This window comes from Vibrio astriarenae (assembly GCF_010587385.1).
Taxonomy (GTDB): domain Bacteria; phylum Pseudomonadota; class Gammaproteobacteria; order Enterobacterales; family Vibrionaceae; genus Vibrio; species Vibrio astriarenae.
In genome coordinates this window covers 2,881,579-2,904,382 of record NZ_CP047475.1, presented here as the reverse complement: position 1 = coordinate 2,904,382, position 22,804 = coordinate 2,881,579, and the positions used below count along the sequence as shown (strand labels likewise).

Here is a 22,804-nt window from a genome sequence, read left to right as displayed (position 1 = left end):
GTGACAAGGTAAAAGGTGCAAGGGGCGCTAAACGCTCTTTTCCTTACACCTTGTCTCTTATTCCTTGCCCCTAATCCATACAAGGATTTGAAATGTCACACTCTTCTGAATTGATCGCGACGGATATCGAAGCGTATCTAAAAGTTCACGAAAACAAAGACCTACTTCGTTTTCTTACCTGTGGTAACGTTGATGACGGTAAATCAACGCTGATTGGTCGCCTACTTTTTGATAGTAAGCTTATCTATGAAGACCAAATGGCAGCGATTGAGAAAGACTCACAGAAGTTCAACACCACCGATGAAGCTTTCGACCTAGCTCTATTGGTAGACGGTTTGCAATCTGAGCGCGAGCAGGGCATCACTATCGATGTGGCTTACCGTTACTTCTCAACAGACAAGCGTAAGTTCATCATTGCCGATACTCCAGGACACGAGCAGTACACGCGTAACATGGTTACCGGCGCGTCTACGTGTGACCTTGCTATCGTGATGGTGGATGCTCGCCACGGCATTCAAACGCAAACTAAACGTCACAGCTACATCTGTAGCCTATTAGGCATCAAGCACATCATTGTTGCTATCAACAAAATGGACCTGATGGAATACAGCCACGATGTTTACCAGAAAATCAAAGCGGACTACCGTGAGATGGCGAAGAGCTTCAACATCGACGACATCCGTTTTGTGCCAATCTCTGCACTAAAAGGCGATAACGTGGTTACGCCAAGTGAAAATATGGATTGGTACCCAGGCGCAACACTAATGAAGCTGCTTGAAACGGTGAAGATTGGTCAAGACAAAGACTTAGAACACATGCGCTTCCCTGTGCAGTACGTGAACCGTCCAAACCTAAACTTCCGCGGTTTCTGCGGCACGCTCGCTTCTGGTGTGGTTCAAGTGGGTGATGAAGTGACTGCGCTGCCTTCTGGCAAAACATCACGCATCAAGTCGATCTTTACTTACGATGGTGAGCTGGTTACTGCACAGCCGGGTCAGGCAATCACGTTGACACTGGAAGACGAAATCGATGTATCTCGTGGTGATATGCTAGTGCATACGGGCCATGAGCCAGTAGTCACTAACAAGATGGATGCTCACATAGTATGGATGGATGAGAATCCAATGCGTACGCACAAAGAATACATCTTCAAGTTCGCCACCAAGTCTTGTGCGGGTAAAGTGTCGAACATCGAGCACAAAATTGATGTGAATACACTTCAGCAACACGCGGAAAACAGTGAAACACTGGATCTCAACGAGATTGCTCTATCGAGTCTTTCTCTCACCGATAAAGTGGCTGTGGATACCTACGGCAACTTGCCGCAAACCGGTGCGTTTGTCGTCATTGACCGTCACACCAATGTGACAGTAGGCGCCGGTATGGTTAGCCACTTAGCCGACGGCAGCGATGAGTCAGTGCGCATCTACTCACAAGCCGAGAAAGACCTAAACGCTTACGTGCGCAAGCACTTCCCAGAATGGGGCTGTAGCGAAATCTAAGTTTCTAAATTTAAATAGAAAAAGCAGCGTTCGAAAAACGCTGCTTTTTTTTGCATTTAATTCAGATTACTTTATTATTATTATTCTTGTCCCTTGTCCCTTGTCCCTTGTCCCTTAACGCCCACGGCAGTTGCGAGAAACCCGGCGAAGCGCATAGTGTTTGAACGCACAAAATAGGGCAAAAGCCATCAGAAAAACAAAAAACATCACCGCTTCTGGGATATGGGTTATTTCGCCCCAAAGACCAAAACCAGCCGCATAAATACCGATGAGGCTCATGGTTGTTCTCGTTTTAGCTTCTGACAGGCCTAGTCCGATAAGTGTGTGGTGGAGGTGGTTGTAATCTGGTTTAAATGGTGACCGCTCTAGTTTGATTCGATAGAGGATAACATGCGCCATATCCATCAGAGGGACAGCAATAAGCCACAGTGCGGTAACTGTTCGAATCGAACTTTGACCTGACTCTTGGGTTGTTGCCTCAATGAGAAGCCATATGATCGTAAACCCAATCAGTGTGCTTCCTGCATCCCCCATAAATATCTTTCTTTTCTGTCCCCATCGGCCGATATTAGCCCGTAAGCAGGGTAAAAGAATGGCAGAAGTGGCAAAGCAAAAGACCATCTCTTGGTAGTTGCCAGAAAGCGTAAACCCGATACCAATGGCGACTAGGGTGATAATTGATTGCGTAATCAGTAAGCCATCAACGCCATCAATCATGTTAAATGCATTGATAGCACCGAGAATCGCGAGCAAGGTGACGATATGTGACGTGTAGAGCAGCGTGATGTCGCCAATGGCAATCAAGTCACCAAGTTCAGTGATCTTAATATTTAATCCAAAAATCATAATACCCGCCAGAAAGCTCTGAATAATGAGCCGGTATCGGTAGGAAATATCAAAACGGTCGTCAATAACCCCTAAGCAGATAAGCACAGTAACGCAGAATATATATTGTGATTGAAAGGGTAAGAGGGGTTCAAGGGTGGAAAGTAGACCAACGGTAGCAGCAAAAAAACAGACACCACCAATCAGTGGGTATTGCTCCGTTGAACGACGATCAACTAGACCTACACGACGAGCTTGTTTAGCGAGTAGTTGAATGAGAGCTACATTCACTAAACAGAAAACAGCAATCATCGAAAGACTATATATATACATTCCATTGTCATTGTCATTCAAAGAAAACGCTAATTTACCACAACAGCTCGACAAAATCCTTACAATCATAAGCAACATTGAGTTATGCAATAGGTTTTTTATTGAAAATGGCAGCAAACTCTCTGTTGAACAGTGGCTTGGGGCTAAATCATTGAATGTTATAGTTATAAATTATTTCTGTGATCTTGGTTCAAATAATGATGATTTCGGAAGCAGTGTTGAAAGTAATTACATACTTCGCTGGCAGGCTGTTTTCTTCCTTACATCTAGTGTCAGTTTCAGGTAAACTTCGACCCACAAAAAAAAATAAATAAAAATATCAAACTTGCCTTTAGGAGCCAGACCTAAGGGCGGTAGCGTGCCAAAAATGTTATAAAATTCGGCTGGTTACGGGCTTTTGAAACGTTAGGGTTAGTTTTAATGAGGTTTAACAAAGGACTATCTAATCGCACCAAATTAAGTGCGGGAATGTGTTTTGCTACCATTCTAGTGTCATTACCAACGATGGCCTCCCCTTGGCTAGAAAGTAATGATCCCTTCTTACGTTCTTCTCTTCATAAACTTTCTGATAATCATCTGTTGCTTGCCCCGATGAGTAGTTACCCGCTACGTTGGAGCACGCTTGGTGATGACATCAAAACAAAACACTCCGATGCGAGTGTTCGCTATGCCGTACAACACCTTCGCCATGCGATGAACAATGCGCAGTTTTCCCGTGGCAATGTCATGGCCAAAGCCATTTATCAGTCGACACCTCAAGCTCATCTTGGCTTTGGTGATAAAGGCACTGATAAGTGGGGAATCTACTCTAGTTACGATCACCTAGACGATGATTTTTCATTCCGATTAAGTATCAATTACGCAGATAGCCTTAAACCGAGCGCGTCTCTTTCAGGTTCAGACTCAAAATACGATACCGATGTGAACTTCAAAGGCAGTCACTTGTCTTTTAATCTGGGGTTCGGCCTTGTTTCTTTGGGTTATCTTGAGCGCTGGTGGGGGCCTTCTTGGCAGCACAATGTTCAGCAAGCGAGTTTTGGTGAGGCGGCTCCATCACTACAAGTATCGTGGGTGGGTGAACAGATGCCTGTTCTTGGTTTCTGGAACTTTGATACAGTGGTGGATTACATCGACCAAGAGGCAAGCTATGTCTGGTCTAACCGATTCATCGCAAAGCCGCATCCTGCGTTTGAATTTGGCCTCAATTATCAGCTTTCTGATGAGGATAAATCAGAGAGCCAACTGATGATTTATGGTATCGATGGTCGTTTGACTCTACCTAAGTTTCAAGGCTTGAGCCATGCGGTTTTCGCCAACTATCAAAATATAGAGCTTGATGAATCGACATCCGCTGTCGTTTATGGCTGGGAAGGGCATTTGCATGCTTGGGGTACCGAGGTCACGATTGTTCTTGAGGGGCAATCTGTAGACGAACAAGACAGAGAAAAGTGGTCTGGGACGCAACAACGAGTGCTTAATGATCGCACTTCAACACTATGGGGTGATAGTTATTCTTTAGCCTTTTATGGGCAATTACCAAATGACCATCGCATTAGCATTGTTAGAAGAGACTCACAATCTGATCGCACGCACGAAAAAGCATCACAAATTGATTACCATATCCCATTCCAACAAGGTATGTTTAGTTTTGGACTGGGGTATGTTGACTACGCATCACCGAATAAAACCATTGATGAACCCAATTTCGACTTTGGTTATGAATATCGTTACTAATCACTTATTAGTTACCAGTTAGCAAGGAACTGTCACTTAACATGAAGTTGTTAAATAAAATCACTCTAGCGACGACGTTATTCGCTAGTCAATTTGCCTTTGCAGCACAGCCAACGCCTGCGCAAATTGAACAATTCAAAAAGCTGCCAAAAGCTCAGCAAGAGCAACTCGCTCGTCAATATGGTGTCGATGTGAGCATGATTACGGGAGCAGGTCGCTCTTCAGCATCATCTCAAACAGAAATCGCCGCACCAACACGCGCAATGGCAGGTAATGAAGCAGAAACCGTGCTAACTGATGCTGACTATGAGTTGATGCTAAAAGACTTGACGGATGAGCAAGTCAAAGAGCTGATGAACCATATTAAGCTTCAGCAAGAAGAGCTGATGCCATTTGGTTACGATGTTTTAAAGGGATCACCTGACAGTTTTGTTGCGTTCGATAACATCCCTGTTCCTAGTGACTATGTGGTTGGCCCTGGTGATGAGATCCGTATCCAGCTGTTTGGTAAAGAAGATGGCGAAGAGGTCGTCACGGTTGACCGTAATGGTCAAATTACAATTCCTCGTGTTGGTCCTGTCAATGTGGCAGGCAAATCATTCAGTGTCATGAATGATGAGCTCACAAGCTTGATTCAAGAGCGCATCATCGGTGGTAATGTTGTTATTTCGATGGCCAACATGCGCATGATGCAAGTGTATGTGGTTGGTGAAGCGACTCAGCCAGGTGCTTACAACGTCAACGGTGTAACCACGCTTACTCAAGCCCTTATCGCTGCTGGCGGCGTAAAAGAGACCGGTTCACTGCGTGAAGTTCAGCTGAAGCGTCAAGGTCAAGTGGTGGCTACGCTTGATATGTATGACTTGCTGCTTAAAGGTGACAGCAGCAACGATGTTCGCCTTGAGAAAGGCGATACGCTATTTATCCCTGCCAAGAAATCGAACATTACGGTTCAAGGCTCTGTGACACGCCCTGCATATTATGAGCTGGACCGCCCGACACTACTGTCTACCGTGTTGAACTATGCGGGCGGCACCCTGTCTGACGCTTACCTAGGTCAAGTGACCGTTTTACGTCGCAGCAAGAATGGTATTGATGTTAAAACGTTAGATGTGACGAAAGCATCAGGGAAGAATTTCAAAATCCACAATGGCGACGTAGTCCAGATTGGCCAAATGACAGAAAATGTCTCTACTGCAGTCGGTGTGCGTGGTGAAGCGGTACGACAAGGTGGTTATCAGTTCACAACTGGCATGCGTATCTCAGATGTATTCCAAGACATTACTAAAGACCTTAAGCCAACGGCCGAGCTTGATTACGCATTAGTGGTTCGTGAAATCAACGTTAACAAAGACATTGAAGTACTGCAATTTGACCTTGGTAAAGCGATTAAGTCACCGCATTCTCGTGATGACCTAGTACTGAAAAATCGTGACCAAATCTTCGTGTTCAGTAACAACCTAGATGTGGATTACTGGCTGGGCAAGAACACTAAGTCTCAAGCAGAGCTTGAAAAGATCCGTCAGGAAACCGAGGCTTTGGCGAGACTTGAGCGTGATTTAGCACAGCAGCAGCAGACAGTAACAAAGGTCGACCCGGAAACTGGCGCATTAAAAGAAGTAACGAAGGGCTCAGCAGACAACACCTCTAACAATAAACTAAATGAGCTTGTTCAAGATGATGAGCTTTCTTCTCGAGCAAAAGAGCTTCAGCCGATCATCGAGCGGCTAAAAGCTCAAGCAAGTATCGATGAGCCTTTAAAACTGGTAGAAATTTCAGGTGATGTCAAACACCCAGGTGTTTACCCGTTGAGCAAAAATATGGAAATTGCAGACCTGCTAAAAGCAGCAGGTGGTCTTCAAGAGTCTGCATTCTTATTGGAAGCCGAGCTTTCTCGTTTTCTTTCAAATGAAGGTGACATGGATGACAAAAACCTCCATCACAGCCGAATTGATCTAAGCGGAGTATTTGCTGGAAATCCAGTTGCAAACAAGATGCTGACTTCTAAAGATCGCTTGATCATTTTCAAGAAGCCAAGCTGGCAGTCTGAGATGGTGGTTGAGCTGCAAGGTGAAGTGAAATTCCCAGGTAACTATTCAATTAACCGTGGTGAAACGATTGGCGACATTATTGAACGTGCTGGTGGTTTGACTCAGTGGGCCGATCCAAATGCGGCAGTCTTCTCTCGTGAAAAACTTAAGCTTCGAGAACAGCAGCAAATGGCATATCTACGCCGCGAGCTGCAAAATCAAATCTCAGGTTTGACTCTGCGTAAGAACAGCTCTTCTGCAAGTTTCTCATCAAGCCCTACCGAAGCAATGGAGTTGGTTAATAATCTTGGAAATACACCTGCGTTAGGACGTATGGTGATTGACATGCCAGCCATTCTCGACGGTAGCAAAGATGCGGATATTCGTCTTGCTAACCAAGATAAGATTTATATTCCGGAGTTCGAAAAGACAGTCTCTATTATCGGTGAAGTGCAATTCACCTCTACGCATACCTTTGATAATGCGAAGACAGTTGATGACTACATCAATCTAGCGGGTGGTACGAAGAAGCAAGCAGACACTGATAGAGTTTATGTTGTTCGTGCTGACGGCTCAGTAATGATTCCAAATAATTCGTATTGGTTCAGCCGCAGCAGCGAATCACTTCGTCCTGGCGATACGATTATCGTGCCGATCGATGTGGATTACCTAGATGGCCTAAGCACAGTGACGTCAGCCACGCAGATTCTTTACCAGCTAGGTGTCGCTTGGAGCGCTATCAAAGACTAACGTAACCGTCAGTAAGTTAGTCACTCGTACTAAACGCCCCTCCTCAGTACTTGGGGAGGCTATGTGGGGTGAAAGCCTCACTTTGGTTATTTCAGAAAGAACTTTATCAATGTCAAAATCTCAAAACGTAACCAATAACGAAGGGCAATACCCATTCCCTCCTGGCTACTATCCTCAGCCTCAATCTAACGGTGATGAAATTGATCTACATGAGCTTTTCAAAGCTTTATGGCGAGGAAAGTGGATCATTGTTCTAACGACATTTGTATTTGTTGTAGCAGGGGTTTTGTTCGCCATATCTCAGCCTAACACTTACAAATCAGAAGTTCTGTTGACTCCAACATATAGTAGCAGTGGCGGGGGGCTTTCGGGCTCACTTGGAACTCTGGCCACATTTGCTGGTGTAAATATAGGTGGTGAGGCTAAAGCTGATCCCAAAGTTGAGGCCATAGCCATATTACAGTCACGCAAGTTTATTGAAACTTTTATCAAAAAACATGACTTATTGGCGCCACTTATGGCGATAGACGCATGGAATGAAGGCTCAAACCGAGTGTATTATGATGCTGAGCTATATGATGCTATAGCAAAAGAGTGGCTTTTTGATGATGAGAATGAATCTCTTGAACCAACGCTTTGGGAAGCACACAAAGAATTCAAAGAGATTCTCGATGTGAGTGAAGACAAAACTACAGGGATGGTAACGATTTCGATTATCAGCAAGTCCCCATTCATAGCACAAGACTGGGTGACACTTCTTGTCCAAGACTTGAATGAATGGATGAAAGAGCGTGCTTTGTCAGAAGCAAGCACGAAAATAGCCTACCTCCAAGAACAGATAAATCGAACTCAAGTTACTGAGTTACAAAATATGTTCTACTCATTAATAGAAGAACAATACAAGACACAAATGCTAGCGGAAGTTGAAGAGGAGTTTGTGTTTAAAACGATTGACCCTGCTGTTGTACCCGAAGAAAAAGATGGTCCTAAAAGAGCAATAATATGTGTGCTGGCCCTTTTGTTGGGTGGTGTACTTGGGACGTTGATTGTTTTAGTACGTTTTGTACTGAACGGTCAGAAAGCGAGTTAAATTGAGATGTGTATCGAAAAGTTAACGTTGTAGCTAGGCTTTGAAAACAAGAATAGCTGAGAGAAATTGAATTTTATGAATAGTTTGAATTAAGCAGTAGAATGGTCAGTAAGAGAATATTCAAAAATACATTTATGCTATATATCAGGCAGCTGATACTGTTAGCCGCAAACCTTTATATAGTCAGGGTTGTTCTAGATGTACTTGGAGTCGAAGACTTTGGTGTTTACAGTGTTGTAGCTGGCATTGTTACTTTTTGTACTTTTTTAAGTGGGAGTTTAGGCTCTGCAACACAGCGTTATTTTTCATTTGCGCTAGGTAAAAAAGATAGGAATTTATTGTCTAGTACCTATTCTTTGACAGTGTTTATTTATGTAAGTATTGCTCTGTTCTCACTACTTTTATTTCAAACGTTAGGGTTATGGTATGTTGAAGAAAAACTGCTACTGCCTCCTGAGCGCATTGAAGCTGCTTTCCTTGTTTATCAGTATTCAGTAGCAACATTCGTATTATCAATACTTACAGCCCCTTTTATTTCAATTATTATTGCTCACGAGGATATGCATTATTTTGCCTCAATATCAATATTAGAGGCGCTAATCAAGCTAGCCGCGGTATTTTTGCTAGTTTATGTTCCTGGTGATAAGCTTGTTCTTTATAGCCAATTTCTATTGGTTGTTGGATTAATAACATTATCAATCTATTTTGTGACCTGCATATATAATTATGATGAATGTAGAAAGATAAACTTTAGCTGGCAGAAGCATCAAGTAAAAGACATGATGTCTTTTGTTGGCTGGACGATGTTTGGTCAATTTTCTACGTCTATCCGTGTTCAAGCAGTGACAATTTTAATAAACCAATACTTCAACCCTGCAACGGTGGCCGCGAGAGCAATTGCAGTTACTATCGCTTCAAAGGTCAACTTGTTCTCAAATGGTTTCAACACGGGCATCTATCCTGCAATTATAAAAAGTTATGCTTCTAATGAACGTAAAGAATTTGAGTCATTAATTTCAAATGGCTCAAAGTTGACTTTTTTCTTGATGTGGGTTTTTGCATTACCACTGATTATCGAAATGGAAGTGGTTTTAGGTATATGGTTAGTTGATATTCCTTCTGAAGCTATATTGTTTACTCGGCTCGCACTAATTGAAGCTCTTATTTTGTCAATAAGCTTACCGCTAGCTACAGCCGCCAGAGCTCCCGGGAAGATGAGAGGGTATGAGTTGACTTTGGGCATTCTACAAATGTTCATATTTATATTCGCTTACTTACTATTGAGTCTCGGTCATCCAGCATTTGTTGTGTTTATCGTCGCTATAATAGTAAATGTCGTAATGTTTTTTGTAAGACTATTTCTTGTCTCAAACTTGGTGAATATCTCAAAGAGAAACTTCTTTCTTGATGTTTGCAAGCCAATGATGCTCTTAGTCGTTACCTCTACTTTATTTGTAATACCAGTAAAGCTATTGCTTGGCCATGGTTATATCCCATTCATAATGGTTGTTTTCTCTAGTATGGCTGTATCGACTGTTGCAATGTACTTCTTTGGTCTTGATGAGGTCTGGAGAGAGAAAGTTAAGTCATTTGTTCTGACAAAATTTAAGGGAAAAGTTGCGTGAAGAAAGCACTATTACTTGGCGGTACTGGAGCAATGGGAGTCTATCTACAAAGTCTCTTAACTGACAATGGATACGAGGTTACGGTGACATCCAGAAGTTCAAAAACTTCAGAAAATGTAAATGTCAAGTTTATTCAGGGTAATGCTCAAGATGACGATTTTATTGATGAAGTCTTAACTTTGGGGTGGGACGTTGTAGTTGATTTTATGATCTACTCTACGTCATCTTTTGAGAAAAAAGTAGATAAATTATTAAAGTATACAAAACAATATGTATATTTGAGCTCTGCTCGAGTATATGCGGACTCAAATGGGAAAATAACTGAAAACTCTTCTCGACTATTGGATGTATCAAAAGATACTGAGTTTCTAGCAACAGATGAATATGCCTTAGCTAAGGCAAGACAAGAAAATATACTATATTCGAGTAAAGCCAAGAATTGGACCATAGTCAGACCGTATATTACCTATGGTGATAACCGTCTTCAGTTAGGAGTTTTGGAAAAGGAATCTTGGTTATATAGAGCTTTGAAAGGCAAAACGATAGTTTTCTCGAAAGAGATGTGTGGTAAGCGCACCACAATAACTTCGGGTTATGATGTGGCTAAGGCGATCTCTAGTCTACTGGGTAGAGAAGGTGCCTTGGGCGAGGTCTTTCATATCACGTCTAATGAGTCAACTTCTTGGGAAGAGGTATTAACTCTATATTGCGAAGAAATAGAGAAGCAACTTGGATTTAGGCCTAAAGTTCTACTCCAAGACTTACCAGAATTCAGTTCTCATCATGCATCTATTTATCAGATTAGGTATGATAGATTTTATAATCGAACTTTCGATAACTCAAAAATTGAAAGATTTATAGACGTTAATGACTTTACTTCTTACTCTGAAGGATTAAAAGCTTGTCTAAATACTTTTGTCTATAATCCCAAGTTTTTAGCGATAAACTGGAGAAGTGAAGCTATTAAAGATAAGTATGCAGGAGAGTATACTCGTTTAAGCGAAATTGATGGAGTTAAAAATAAGTTGAAGTATATTTACTTCAGGTTTATCAAATAAGGTTTTAAAAGAATGACTCAACTAATTACAAAAGAAAAGAATGCACAAATTGTGATTTCTTTGCTTAAATCCCATGGGATCAACAAAGTAGTAGCTTCACCAGGTACTACTAATGTAGCGTTGATTGGTAGTATACAGAACGATCCATACTTTAAAATTTATTCAGCTGTAGATGAACGTTCAGCGGCATATATGGCGTGTGGTTTAGCCGAAGAAACAGGCGAGCCAGTGGTAATTAGTTGTACTGGTGCAACAGCATCGCGCAACTACGCGCCTGGATTGACAGAAGCTTACTATCGTAAACTACCGGTTCTTGCAATTACATCTATGCAAGACTTCGCGAAAGTAGGACATCTTGTTGCTCAAACGTTAGATAGAAGCACTATCCAGAATGATGTCGCGAAGCTCAGTGTAGAACTGCCAATCGTTAAGGATAAAGATGATATTTGGAATTGTGAGATTAAGGTAAATAGAGCAATTTTGGAACTTACCAGAAACGGTGGTGGTCCAGTTCATATTAATATTCCTTCTACTTATACCTTGCCTTTTGAGCGTTCTGAATCGCCACGATACAAAAAGATAGAAAGACATTTCTTAGGTGATAACTTGCCTCATTTGAAGGGAAAAGTAGCTGTATTTGTAGGTGCTCATAAGAGATGGACTGAGCTTGAAACAGAGGCATTAGATAAGTTCTGCGAAGTCAATAATGCCGCGGTATTTTGTGACCATAGTAGTGGCTATAAAGGAAAATACCGAGTGCTAACATCTCTGTTGTCTTCTCAGGTATATATGAATAAAGAAAAATATAGGCCCGATACACTTATCCACATAGGAGAAGTTTCGGGAGACTACTCGATTGGTCCTTTAGTCGGCAAAGAAGTTTGGCGAGTCAATGAAGATGGGGAACTGAGAGACACATTTAGAAAACTGACAAATGTCTTTGAAATGAAACCATCAGACTTCTTCAAGCAATACTCTAGTGAAGAGTCTAAAACTAGTTCTTACTTCGAGAGTATTAACGAAAGCATCAGTGGGATTAAAAAATCAATACCTGATTTACCCTTTTCAAACATATGGATGGCTTCTAAGTTATCAAGTGTAATTCCGAACGATAGTAATCTGCATTTTGCTATCTTAAATAGCCTCCGTTCTTGGAATTTCTTTGAAATAGATTCATCCATAAATACTTCGTCAAACGTTGGTGGTTTTGGTATTGATGGTGCTCTTTCAACCACACTCGGTGCTTCATTAGCTAATACTGAACGATTAAACTTTTGCATCGTTGGTGACCTTGCATTCTTTTACGATATGAATGCTCTCGGAAATAGGCATGTAGGTAAAAATCTCAGAATTCTAGTTATCAATAATGGTAAAGGAACAGAGTTCAAAAACTATAATCACCATGCTGCATATTTTATGGAGTCGAGTGATGAGTTTATCGCAGCGGCAAATCACTTTGGTAACAAATCTCCTAGTTTAATTAAAGACTATGTTCAAAACTTAGGCTTTGACTATCTTTCAGCAAGTAGCAAAGCTGACTTTGAAGGTTGCTATCGAGCATTTGTTGATAACAATGTATCAGAACGTTCGATTGTTTTAGAAGTATTTACTAACCATGAAGATGAAAGTAAAGCATTAGAACTCATGAACTCAATCGTAAAGGATCATGCATCTACATTTAAAGTTGGAGCAAAAAAGATTCTAGGCAAAGGTGGAATCAACGTAGTTAAGAAGGTTTTAAACAAGTAAAATGACCATCAAAGAAAATAAGAAAAAAGTAGGGATTGTAACTTTCCACGATGCCCATAACTACGGTGCGCTACTACAAGCATATGCGCTCAAGCATAAAATTAGTTCATTGGGCTATGATGTTGGTTTTGTAGATGCAAAAAACGAAAAACTGAGTGGCAAATACAATATTTGGCCTACAATCAAAACAGACAGAAGCTTAGTCGTTGAAGCTAAAAAAATGGTTAGACTACTTCTCGACTTCAGCAGAAAAAAAGCCAGGTATAATGGTTTCAATCAGTTTATAGATAAATACATAAATACAGACATACCCAATTCATTGGATTCTATTGTTATTGGCAGTGATCAAGTATGGAACTTCAATATCACTGGTGGAGTTGACCCAATATATTTTGGTGAGATTGAAGGCGTTTCTACAAAGAATGTTATTTCCTATGCTGCGAGTATGGGCAATGGCATGAAGCCAGAGAGCTTTACATCAGAGTTTCGTGGTAAGCTTGAAAACTTGAATCAAGTTGGGGTAAGAGAAAAGCAGCTTCAAGAAAGTTTAGCGGACAACTTTGGTGTTGAGAGTGTAGTAACACTGGACCCAACTCTTTTACTTACAGAAGAAGAATGGTCGGAGATCACCCCTTCAAGCAAGCAAAAGAAAAAGTATGTTGTGGTGTATCAAGTTGTAGAGCACCCAATGGCAAATCCAATTGTAGATCTAATTGCTGAAAAACTTGGTTTAGAGGTGATCGTTCTAACTTCGAAGACAGATCACAGTGTGAGTAAAAGTCATTTCTCGACAGCATCTCCAGATGATTTCTTATCACTATTCAAGAATGCTGAGTTTGTTATAACGAGTAGCTTCCACGGTACTGCTTTCTCTATCATAAATAAAGTGCCGTTCTATACGATGAAATTTGGCAATACGGTAGACTTACGTTCTGAAAACTTATTGTCGAGTGCGAATCTATTAGAAAGACATATTTCTGATATTTCTGAAGTCGATTTAGATGCAGTTATAGATTTCGAAAACGCGGAAGAGAGTTTAAGCAAGGTACGTGAGCAGTCAGTAGCATACCTTCAGTCTTCATTGAGATAACAAAGAAAGTTGTTTCAATTAGCTCAAGGATGAGCAGCTATGCTCCTTTTAGAAGTAGCAAACACGTTAGTGCCTTTATTGTAATAAGAGTATTTTTGGTAGTTGGTTTTATGAAGTTGTCTATAGTTATTCCTTGCTATAACTCGGGAAAGAAGATTGCGAGTCTTTTGGTTAGCATTTTTTCTCAGATAGTCGATAGTGTAGAGGTCGTTGTAGTGAATGATGGTTCTAGAGATAATACTCTTGAGACCATTAATAATGTCTTGGAGCAGCACGGTCACCTTCGTGATCAAGTAAATGTTGTCACGATCGAAAACTCTGGTGCTGGCATGGCTAGGCAAGTGGGATTGGAGCGCGCTCAAGGAAAATATGTGTTCTTTTGTGACTCTGACGATAGAATTTCAAGTGATTTCATCCAGCCTATACTCAGTGCAATTGAAAATACACCGGATATGATTTACTTCTCCTCGGTAGTGTCAGACGTAGATGGTAACTATATTCGAGATAAAATCAAAGTGCCCCAAAATATGAGCTTGTCCGATAGTAGTCAGGCATTTAATAAGTTATTCTCTGATTTTGGTTATACTTCAGCAGTCTGGAGTTTTGTTTTTAATAGAAGTCTTGCAATTTCCTCCGGCGCATCGTTCATAAACAGGCCTGTTCATGAAGACCATATGTTTACTCTCACTCTGTTAAGTAATGCGAGTCGTATTTTGTTTTTGGGTGAAGTGTTATATTATTATGTTGATGAAGAAGGGTCTTTAACAAGAAGTAATAAGAATTTGAGCTATTTAAAGCAAAGATATGAAGCTTATGATGAAACAAAAGGACTCGTAAAAACTAGCTTTGGTAGTGCTAACTTCAAATTGTATCGTGATTGGTCAATCCGCTCTCTATTGGCTTTGGTGTCCGATAATAAACAGTTGTTCTATAAGTTTAAGAACTGTTCATTCTTGAAGTCTATTTTAATTAATGATGGCTTAGTTGTATGCAAGGTAATTGTTAGGAAAGTGTTGGGTTTTTAGTGTGGTAGTCCAAACTAAAATTTTGGTTGGTTGATTTTTAAGGTTTTACAATGAAGTTTTTTAGTAAGTTGGTGTTTTATTTTGTGTCGATGATTCACCAATTGTATTACTATGTGGTGAATCGCTTGACTAGCAAGTCTATTAACTTAGATCCAAAGTCAAAGTATTCAATATCTCTTACTTCTTATGGTGAACGATTAAACACGGTTTACCTAACGATAGAGTCTTTAGCTAAACAAGTTTGTGCTCCAGTTAGTATTACTCTTTGGTTATCTAAAGAGGATATAAGCCCGGAAGAAATTCCTCGTTCTTTGAAGAGATTAAAAAGCAGAGGGCTTGATATTAAGTTTATCGATGAAAATATTCGGTCTTATAAAAAACTTTACTATGAATACATCGAAAAAAAGGAGTCTGTTAGTTTTATCATGACTGCTGATGATGATGTGTTTTATCCAAGTTGGCTCGGACAACTGGCTTTAGAGCAAGCATCTATTAATTCCCAAAGTGTAGTTTGTTTTCGCTCGCATTTAATGAGGTTTACCTCAACAGGTGACATTCTTCCTTACACCCAATGGGAAAAGTGCCAAGGGACGGTGGAGGATAGACAGGATGTATTCCCTACAGGGGTTGGCAGCGTCTTATATCCTACAGGGGCTCTGGTAAACCTCGACAGTCATAGGGCTGCTTTTCTTGAACATGCACCATATGCTGATGATGTTTGGTTTAAGGCATGTACTTTGAAAAATGGTTACACATCTACAAATGTTGGACATAACCTTGAACACTTCTATTGTGTTCTATCTAAACAAAGAAAAGGTTTAGAAAAGGTGAATATCGGAGAGGGAAAGAACGATACACAACTAAAGGCTACTATGTCTTATTTTGGGCTGACTTCAAATGACTTTGGATATGATGACTAGGTCAAAGCCAAATAGAAATAACGAGTTGTATTATTTCTATTTCCCATTGGCTTTTTTGCTATTCCCAACATTCCCAAGACTCACCAGTAATGGTGATTATATCGTCTTTATGTTTGGGGTGGGGTTTGTTTTATTTACTTTTCTGTTTTTATTTAGAAGTATAAAAGTTCCCCTCAAGGTTAGTGCATATTTTCTGATAATGCTACTTTGCCTTTCTTGGTCGCTTGGTTTAGATGGTTATAATGGTATAGTCACTTTTTCTGACATCTCCGAACTTGCAAAGGTTTTGTGTTACTTTGTGTTTTTCTTGTACCTTTATAACTCAAGGGGAGATCCTCAAAGTATATTGAATGGTTTTATCAAGCTTATTTGGGTGTTTTCATTATTTGTGGTTGTATTTAACCTGCTTGATGTCTTTAATTTGCTCGGGTTTAGGGAGGTCTCTTACTACCTTTATAAAAGAGAGTCTGTACCTATCTTGGGTAATAAAGCTATTTCTCCTTTTTTTACAACGTACAACTTCGCCTCTTTTATGTTGTGGCCCATGTCATTTTTCTTCTTGTGCGCATTTAAATGTAGAGGCTTGTCATATCGCATTAAATCTTTAGTAATGTTTTTTTTGGTGTTCGTTACGATACTACTATCCCAAAGTCGAAGTAGTCTTTTAACTATCGCTATAGCATTACTATTAATGTTGTTTCTTATATTAAATGTTAAGCGGATGTTTGTGGTCGCTGGTGGTGTTTCCTTGATGGTTTTTTTCGGGATTTACTATATTCAGGAGCTTAAAGAACTTATGCCATATATGTTTGATGGTATAGAGCAAATTAGTCAAGGGAATAGTAATTCAGTTAATTACAGGCAAGATCAAATAGATTATGTGTTTGACAAAATCAATACTCCTTTAGGCTTTGGTGTTGCCAAATCCTTGTACATGTTCGAATCATTGTACTCCCTTTATCCATCTAGGTATGGTCTGTTTTTTCTTGTTTTGTTTCTTTTTGCTTGCGTTTTTACTTCATTCATTTACTTTTCAGTGTCTCGTCGAAGTGCTTTTAATCCAGTGCAAAGTTGTTTTGCTCTTTCGCTTTTTGTTTGGTATATAACCTATCCTATTTCAGGTTTGAGCTCTGCTCACCACGACACAACTAAGTTTTCTTTGTTCTTTTATGGATTTCTTGGCTTGGCCTTGTATTTGAACCAGTCTTTCAAACGTCAAGAAAGTTTACTAAGCTCCAATTAATTTTTTGAAATTTGGGTTATTAATAAATTGCATATTCTCTATTTACATCAGTATTTTGCTACACCTTCCTCTAATGCAGGAACGCGGTCATATGAAATGGCAAAGAGGTTAGTGAAAAATGGAAATCAGGTAACATTTGTTACAAGTTCGGCGTTCTTATCTAGTGAGTTTAAACTCCAGGATGGTTGGAACATTTTGGAAATCGAAGGCATTAAACTACATGTTTTGCATTTGCCGTATTCGAACAAAGACTCTTATGTCAAAAGAGTCGTAAAGTTTTTTAGCTTTGCAATTCGCTCTTCTTTGAGAGCGTTGAAAATTAAAGCAGATGTCGTCTTTGCTACAAGCACACCTCTTACGATAGCCGTCCCAGGGATACTTTATTCTAAACTAAAGGCGAAGCCGATGGTTTTTGAAGTGCGAGATTTATGGCCAGAATTACCAGTTGCCATCGGAGCGATAAAAAATCCCCTTGTAATCAAAGCAGCTAAGTTTCTTGAAAGAGTAGCGTATCGCAATTCTGAGCACATTGTAGCGTTGTCACCAGGTATGCGTGATGGTGTTATTCGCTGTGGAATAGAACCATCAAAAGTAACGATAGCAACGAATAGTTGTGATACTAGTCTTTTCGATGTTAATCCCGAGGTAGGGGCGAGATATAGAGAATCCAAGTTGGACTTCATTAAAGACCGCAAATTAGTTGTCTACACTGGCACTTTCGGCGCTATCAATGATGTTAGCTATATTGTTAAGCTGGCAGAACATGCTAAAAGTGCATTCCCAGAGCTGTGCTTTCTTGCTGTCGGGGATGGTATGGAAAAGTCCTTAGTTGTTGAGAGTGCAAAACGAAATGGTGTTTTCGAAAAGAATCTCTTTATTCTTGACCCAATACCCAAAACTGAGGTTGTTGAGTTACTATCTTGTGCAGATCTTGCTTTGTCCCTTTTTGGTCCAGTCAAAGAGATGTGGCATAACTCTGCTAACAAGTTATTTGACGCTTTAGCTTCGCAAACACCGGTTGCTGTAAATTATGGAGGATGGCAGAAAGAGTTTATCGAGCATAGCCAGTGTGGCTTGATTCTAGACCCACAGGACCCTGCTTCATCTGTCAGAAACGTCTCAGAATTTCTTTCATCGGAGACTCAATATCAATATGCTGTAAAAGCCTGTAAACAGCTTTCATACAATCAATATTCCCGAGACATAATGGCGAATCGACTGGAAAATGTACTTTTAGGTGTAGTAAATGATTAAGCGTAGTTTTGATATCCTGGTTTCATTAACCGCTTTGGTGTTGTTATCCCCCATTATAGTTTTGCTTGCTTGGAAGATTCGCAAAAATCTTGGTTCGCCAATATTATTCCGTCAGACCCGGCCAGGGTTAAATGGCATGCCATTTGAGATGGTTAAATTTCGCTCAATGAAGGATGCGATAGGGGACGATGGTCAACCGTTACCTGATTCAGAAAGAATGACTCCATTTGGCACCAAGTTGAGAAATAGTAGCTTAGATGAGTTACCTGAACTTTGGAATGTTTTGAAGGGAGATATGAGTTTAGTTGGCCCTCGCCCTCTTTTGATGCAATACCTTCCTCTTTACAACGAAATGCAGGCAAGACGGCATGAAGTACGCCCTGGAGTTACAGGTTTAGCGCAAGTAAACGGACGTAACGCGATAAGTTGGGAGGAGAAGTTCGAGCTCGATGTCCGTTACGTAGACAACCAAAGTTTGTTTCTTGACCTTAAGATCCTTTTTCTTACAGTGAAAAAAGTGTTAGTTAAAGAGGGGATATCAGCGGAAGGTCACGTTACTACTGAGCCTTTTAAAGGTTCTGACAATCAATGAAGACTTGTGCAATTTTAGGGGCTAGCGGCCATGGAAAGGTTATCGCGGAAATTGCAGAATTGAACGGCTTTAACCAAATTACTTTCTTTGATGACCGTTGGCCTGAGCTGACCAGCATAGAACATTGGCCAGTTTTAGGAGATTCGAGAACATTACTCGCTTCGGCGGCACAATATGACTTGTGTGTTGTTGCTATTGGAAACAATAAAGTGCGTCTGGAAAAGTTTCAACGACTCAAAGAAGTTTCCGCTACGCTATCGGTCTTGAGACATCCTAGCGCAGTCATTAGTCAATACGCGCAAATCCATGCTGGGACGGTAATTATGGCGCAAGCCGTAGTTAATTCGTTTTGTCACATAGATGAAGCTTGTATCATAAACACATCTGCTACGGTTGATCACGACTGTAAGCTTGGCAAAGGAGTTCATGTTAGCCCTGGTGCGAATTTAGCCGGAGCAGTAGAAGTCGGTGAGAACACTTGGATTGGTGTCGGTAGTCAAGTTAAACAACAAGTCTCAATTGGTAGAGATGTTGTTGTTGGTGCTGGTTCAACAGTGGTTAAAGACGTACTCGACAGTAAAATTGTAGTAGGTACGCCTGCTCATGAATTATCAATTAAGAAAGACTAATAATTAGGTGATATTGTGCTTAATACCCCATTTTCCCCATGGCCCTCTTTTACACAAGAAGAGGCAGATGCAGTAAGCCGAACGCTGCTGTCTAACAAAGTTAATTATTGGACAGGAACTGAATGTCGTGAGTTTGAAAAAGAGTTTGCAGCTTGGACTAAGTCCAAATATGCAATTGCCTTGGGCAATGGAACTCTTGCGCTTGACTTGGCTCTCAAAGCTCTGGGGGTTACAGAGGGTGACGAAGTAATAACTACACCAAGGACCTTCCTCGCTTCAGCTTCTTCTATTGTCACGTCTGGTGCTTCACCAGTCTTCGCTGATGTTGACTTGAACAGTCAAGCTATTACTGCTGAATCAATTTCTAGCGTTTTGACACCTAAAACAAAGGCTGTGATCGTTGTGCATCTTGCTGGTATGGCAGCTGACATGGACACCATTATGGAGCTTTCAGACAAGCATGGCTTCTACGTTATAGAAGACTGTGCTCAGGCTCACGGCGCTAAGTATAAAGGAAAAAGCGTGGGTACTATCGGTCACATAGGTGCGTGGTCTTTTTGTCAAGATAAGATTATGACTACAGGTGGTGAAGGCGGTATGGTCACCACGAATGATAAGCAACTTTGGTCTAAAATGTGGTCTTACAAAGATCATGGTAAAAGCTTTGATGCAATATACAACCGAGAGCATCCACCGGGTTTCCGTTGGTTGCACGAAAGTTTTGGTACAAACTGGCGAATGACTGAATTGCAAGCTGTTATAGGGCGTGTTCAACTAACTCGTATGGAGGAGTGGACCGAAAAGCGTCAGTCAAATGCTGCACAGATAGATTCAGCGGTTGAGGACTTAAAAGTAGTTCGTAGAGTGGAAGTGCCGGAACACATAGAGCATGCGGAGTATAAGCATTACCTATTTGTTGAGCCCAAGTATCTTGCTGATGGGTGGACTAGGGATCGTATCGTTGAGTCTATAACAAAACGTGGTGTGCCTGCGTTTCAAGGCAGTTGTTCTGAAGTGTATCTAGAGAAAGCATTTGACGACACACCTTGGAGACCTAAAGAACGGTTGAATAACGCAGTCAGGCTTGGGGAAACTAGCCTAATGTTTTTGGTTCACCCTACGTTGACCGATAATGAAATAGCCATCTCATGTCAAGTAATTCGAGAGGTACTTTTAGAAGCTCAAGTGGAATAGTTATTAGTCACAGACAGTATACTAAGTGTATCTGTCTGTGGTACTTCAGCTCGTTATCCTAAATTAGAGGCATAGACGTAGCTCCTGTCTCTAATACTTGTTCGTTTAATTCATCACGCTAATAGTGGTGCGTAGGACGTTTTTTTTTTACTATGAACGGACTCTAATGGGTCATTATTAAAAACTCAATTATGCAGCGTCTACAATTTTTATGGCAACTACCTCGCACTAATAAGCGCATTATCGGTGTGCTGGTCGATTGCGGTTTGATATTTTTTGCGTTTCATCTGGCTTTGGTTGCTAGGATGGGAAACTTTAGCTATTTGTCCCAAATGAACGTGTGGGGGATATTGAGTGTTCTGATAGTAGTAACTATTGCGGTGTTCGCACGTCTCGGTCTCTACAAAGCAGTCCTGAGATACCTCACATTTCAAGCACTATTTGTGATCACATCTGGTGCAGCGCTTTCTGCGATACTACTAGCGTTGCTTAGTTTTTGCTTGAGTGATCCTCTCCCTCGAACAGTACCAATCATCTATGGTGCTTTTTTGGCTCTGTTTTGTGGTGGCCCTCGTGTAATAGTTCGCTCTTTGGTCGCACAGTCAAAGAGTAAGGCTAGTAAAGAGGTCGTAATTTATGGGGCTGGCTCTGGTGGTCGTCAGTTAGCCTTCGCACTAAGAGCCTCTGGGGATTATCGTGTCCGAGCCTTTATTGATGGTGATAAGACGTTAACTAATACGATGATCTTAGGACTTCCTGTGATATCGGTAAACGACGCTATGTCAGTAATTAGTAAGTACAACGTTGATCAAGTTCTTCTTGCAGTGCCTAGTGCATCACGCGCACGCCGAAAAGTGATACTTGACCAGTTAGCAAAGCTACCAGTTGAAGTTAAAACAGTACCTGACATGACTGATATTGTCAGTGGTAATGCAAAAATCGATGAGCTTAAAGATGTTCCTATCGAAGATTTGCTTGGTCGAGATCCTGTTGCTCCTCAGCAAGTGCTTCTGGAGTCAAACATCAAAGATAAAGTTGTTATGGTTACTGGTGCAGGAGGCTCTATTGGTTCAGAGCTATGTCGACAAATTGTGATGCAGAACCCTAAAGCTGTTGTGTTGTTTGAACTTTCTGAGTTTGGGTTGTATCAAATAGATAGAGAGCTTTCTGAACTAGTAAAAGAGAGAGACTTAACTTGTGAGATCATACCTTTAATGGGATCTATTCAACATGAGCATCGTTTGAAAACTGCCATGGAGTCTTTTGGTGTTCAGACTGTTTACCATGCTGCTGCTTACAAGCATGTACCTTTGGTTGAGTACAATGTAATTGAGGGTATTCGTAACAATGTCTTTGGTACGTTCTATACAGCAAAAGCTGCGATTGAATGTGGTGTAGAGTCGTTTGTTCTTATCTCAACTGATAAGGCTGTGCGCCCTACTAACGTAATGGGAACAACTAAACGTTTAGCAGAATTGGGACTTCAAGCTCTGTCCGAACAAGAAAATAAAAAATCAAAAGGCACACGCTTTTGCATGGTGCGTTTCGGCAACGTACTTGGTTCTTCAGGTTCTGTTATCCCACTCTTTAAAAAACAAATTGAAAATGGTGGGCCGTTAACCGTTACGCATCCAGATATCACACGTTTTTTCATGACGATACCTGAAGCCGCACAATTAGTGATTCAAGCCGGAGCAATGGGGAAAGGCGGAGACGTTTTCGTACTGGATATGGGCGAATCAGTCAAGATTGTAGATTTAGCGAAAAACCTTATCCAGTTATCTGGACTAGAGGTAAAAGGGGAAGACAATCCTCATGGTGATATTGAAATAAAATTTGCAGGCTTACGACCTGGAGAGAAGCTGTTTGAAGAGCTGCTTATTGGCGATAATGTAAAACGCACAGCGCATGAGCGCATCATGACGGCTAATGAGGTTTTTCTATCAATAGAAAAATATGAAGAACTACTTGAAAAGCTTGATTTAGCTTGTCATAGCTTTGATCATGAATCAATTAGAGAACTGATGCTTGAAGCTCCAGCTGGGTTCAAGCCAACAGATGGTATTGGTGATTTAGTTTGGAATTATTCACACTTGGCCAAAAATAGTGATAGTGAATTTATAGTTAACAGTTAATCAAAGAAGGCGCTCTATTGGGCGCC

General features: G+C 40.8%; 17 protein-coding genes. 16 read left to right on the top strand and 1 reads right to left on the bottom strand.

Going from position 1 to position 22,804, the window contains the following annotated elements; translation table 11 throughout:
• Positions 1 to 92 precede the first annotated feature (92 nt).
• A complete protein-coding gene (cysN, locus tag GT360_RS13460; protein ID WP_164649341.1) occupies positions 93 to 1,502 on the top strand; it encodes a sulfate adenylyltransferase subunit CysN in 1,410 nt (469 codons plus the stop codon).
• A 114-nt stretch (positions 1,503 to 1,616) separates the two neighbouring features.
• On the opposite strand, the gene GT360_RS13455 is transcribed toward cysN, so the two are convergent.
• Entirely contained in the window at positions 1,617 to 2,660 is a 1,044-nt protein-coding gene (locus tag GT360_RS13455) for an undecaprenyl-phosphate alpha-N-acetylglucosaminyl 1-phosphate transferase (protein ID WP_164649340.1), read from the bottom strand.
• Positions 2,661 to 3,080: 420 nt separating this feature from the next.
• Here GT360_RS13455 and GT360_RS13450 point away from each other — a divergent pair, with 420 nt between their 5' ends.
• From GT360_RS13450 to GT360_RS13380, 15 genes are all read left to right on the top strand, one after another.
• Positions 3,081 to 4,394, top strand: a complete 1,314-nt coding sequence (locus GT360_RS13450) for a capsule assembly Wzi family protein (protein ID WP_164649339.1) — start codon at positions 3,081 to 3,083, stop codon at positions 4,392 to 4,394.
• Positions 4,395 to 4,435: 41 nt separating this feature from the next.
• Positions 4,436 to 7,174 (top strand): SLBB domain-containing protein, encoded by a 2,739-nt coding sequence (locus tag GT360_RS13445; RefSeq protein WP_164649338.1) that lies wholly within the window; start codon positions 4,436 to 4,438, stop codon positions 7,172 to 7,174.
• Positions 7,175 to 7,283: 109 nt separating this feature from the next.
• Positions 7,284 to 8,264, top strand: coding sequence for a Wzz/FepE/Etk N-terminal domain-containing protein (locus GT360_RS13440; protein ID WP_164649337.1), 981 nt, complete (start codon positions 7,284 to 7,286; stop codon positions 8,262 to 8,264).
• A 101-nt stretch (positions 8,265 to 8,365) separates the two neighbouring features.
• Positions 8,366 to 9,889 carry an oligosaccharide flippase family protein gene (locus GT360_RS13435; RefSeq protein WP_204274535.1) on the top strand — a complete coding sequence of 508 codons (1,524 nt, stop codon included), beginning with the start codon at positions 8,366 to 8,368 and terminating at the stop codon, positions 9,887 to 9,889.
• Positions 9,886 to 10,947 carry an NAD-dependent epimerase/dehydratase family protein gene (locus GT360_RS13430; RefSeq protein ID WP_204274534.1) on the top strand — a complete coding sequence of 354 codons (1,062 nt, stop codon included), beginning with the start codon at positions 9,886 to 9,888 and terminating at the stop codon, positions 10,945 to 10,947. Before GT360_RS13435 ends, GT360_RS13430 begins: the two co-directional genes overlap by 4 nt.
• A 12-nt stretch (positions 10,948 to 10,959) precedes the next feature.
• Complete coding sequence (locus tag GT360_RS13425) at positions 10,960 to 12,696, top strand: thiamine pyrophosphate-binding protein (protein WP_164649336.1); 1,737 nt, start codon at positions 10,960 to 10,962, stop codon at positions 12,694 to 12,696.
• Between the two features lies 1 nt (position 12,697).
• Positions 12,698 to 13,786 (top strand): polysaccharide pyruvyl transferase family protein, encoded by a 1,089-nt coding sequence (locus GT360_RS13420; protein WP_164649335.1) that lies wholly within the window; start codon positions 12,698 to 12,700, stop codon positions 13,784 to 13,786.
• A gap of 29 nt (positions 13,787 to 13,815) precedes the next feature.
• On the top strand, positions 13,816 to 14,811 hold the full coding sequence (locus GT360_RS13415; RefSeq protein ID WP_164649334.1) for a glycosyltransferase family 2 protein: 996 nt from the start codon (positions 13,816 to 13,818) through the stop codon (positions 14,809 to 14,811).
• A 50-nt stretch (positions 14,812 to 14,861) separates the two neighbouring features.
• Positions 14,862 to 15,731, top strand: coding sequence for a hypothetical protein (locus GT360_RS13410; protein WP_164649333.1), 870 nt, complete (start codon positions 14,862 to 14,864; stop codon positions 15,729 to 15,731).
• On the top strand, positions 15,721 to 16,974 hold the full coding sequence (locus GT360_RS13405) for an O-antigen ligase family protein (RefSeq protein ID WP_164649332.1): 1,254 nt from the start codon (positions 15,721 to 15,723) through the stop codon (positions 16,972 to 16,974). The genes GT360_RS13410 and GT360_RS13405 overlap by 11 nt, the downstream gene beginning before the upstream one ends.
• A 111-nt stretch (positions 16,975 to 17,085) precedes the next feature.
• Positions 17,086 to 18,228, top strand: coding sequence for a glycosyltransferase family 4 protein (locus tag GT360_RS13400; protein WP_239502558.1), 1,143 nt, complete (start codon positions 17,086 to 17,088; stop codon positions 18,226 to 18,228).
• Entirely contained in the window at positions 18,224 to 18,820 is a 597-nt protein-coding gene (locus GT360_RS13395; RefSeq protein ID WP_164649664.1) for a sugar transferase, read from the top strand. Before GT360_RS13400 ends, GT360_RS13395 begins: the two co-directional genes overlap by 5 nt.
• A complete protein-coding gene (locus GT360_RS13390; protein ID WP_164649330.1) occupies positions 18,817 to 19,449 on the top strand; it encodes an acetyltransferase in 633 nt (210 codons plus the stop codon). The genes GT360_RS13395 and GT360_RS13390 overlap by 4 nt, the downstream gene beginning before the upstream one ends.
• A gap of 15 nt (positions 19,450 to 19,464) precedes the next feature.
• The gene (locus GT360_RS13385; RefSeq protein WP_164649329.1) at positions 19,465 to 20,643 is read left to right on the top strand and encodes a DegT/DnrJ/EryC1/StrS family aminotransferase; all 1,179 of its coding nucleotides are present in this window, start codon (positions 19,465 to 19,467) and stop codon (positions 20,641 to 20,643) included.
• A 191-nt stretch (positions 20,644 to 20,834) separates the two neighbouring features.
• On the top strand, positions 20,835 to 22,778 hold the full coding sequence (locus tag GT360_RS13380) for a polysaccharide biosynthesis protein (RefSeq protein WP_164649328.1): 1,944 nt from the start codon (positions 20,835 to 20,837) through the stop codon (positions 22,776 to 22,778).
• Positions 22,779 to 22,804: the final 26 nt, after the last annotated feature.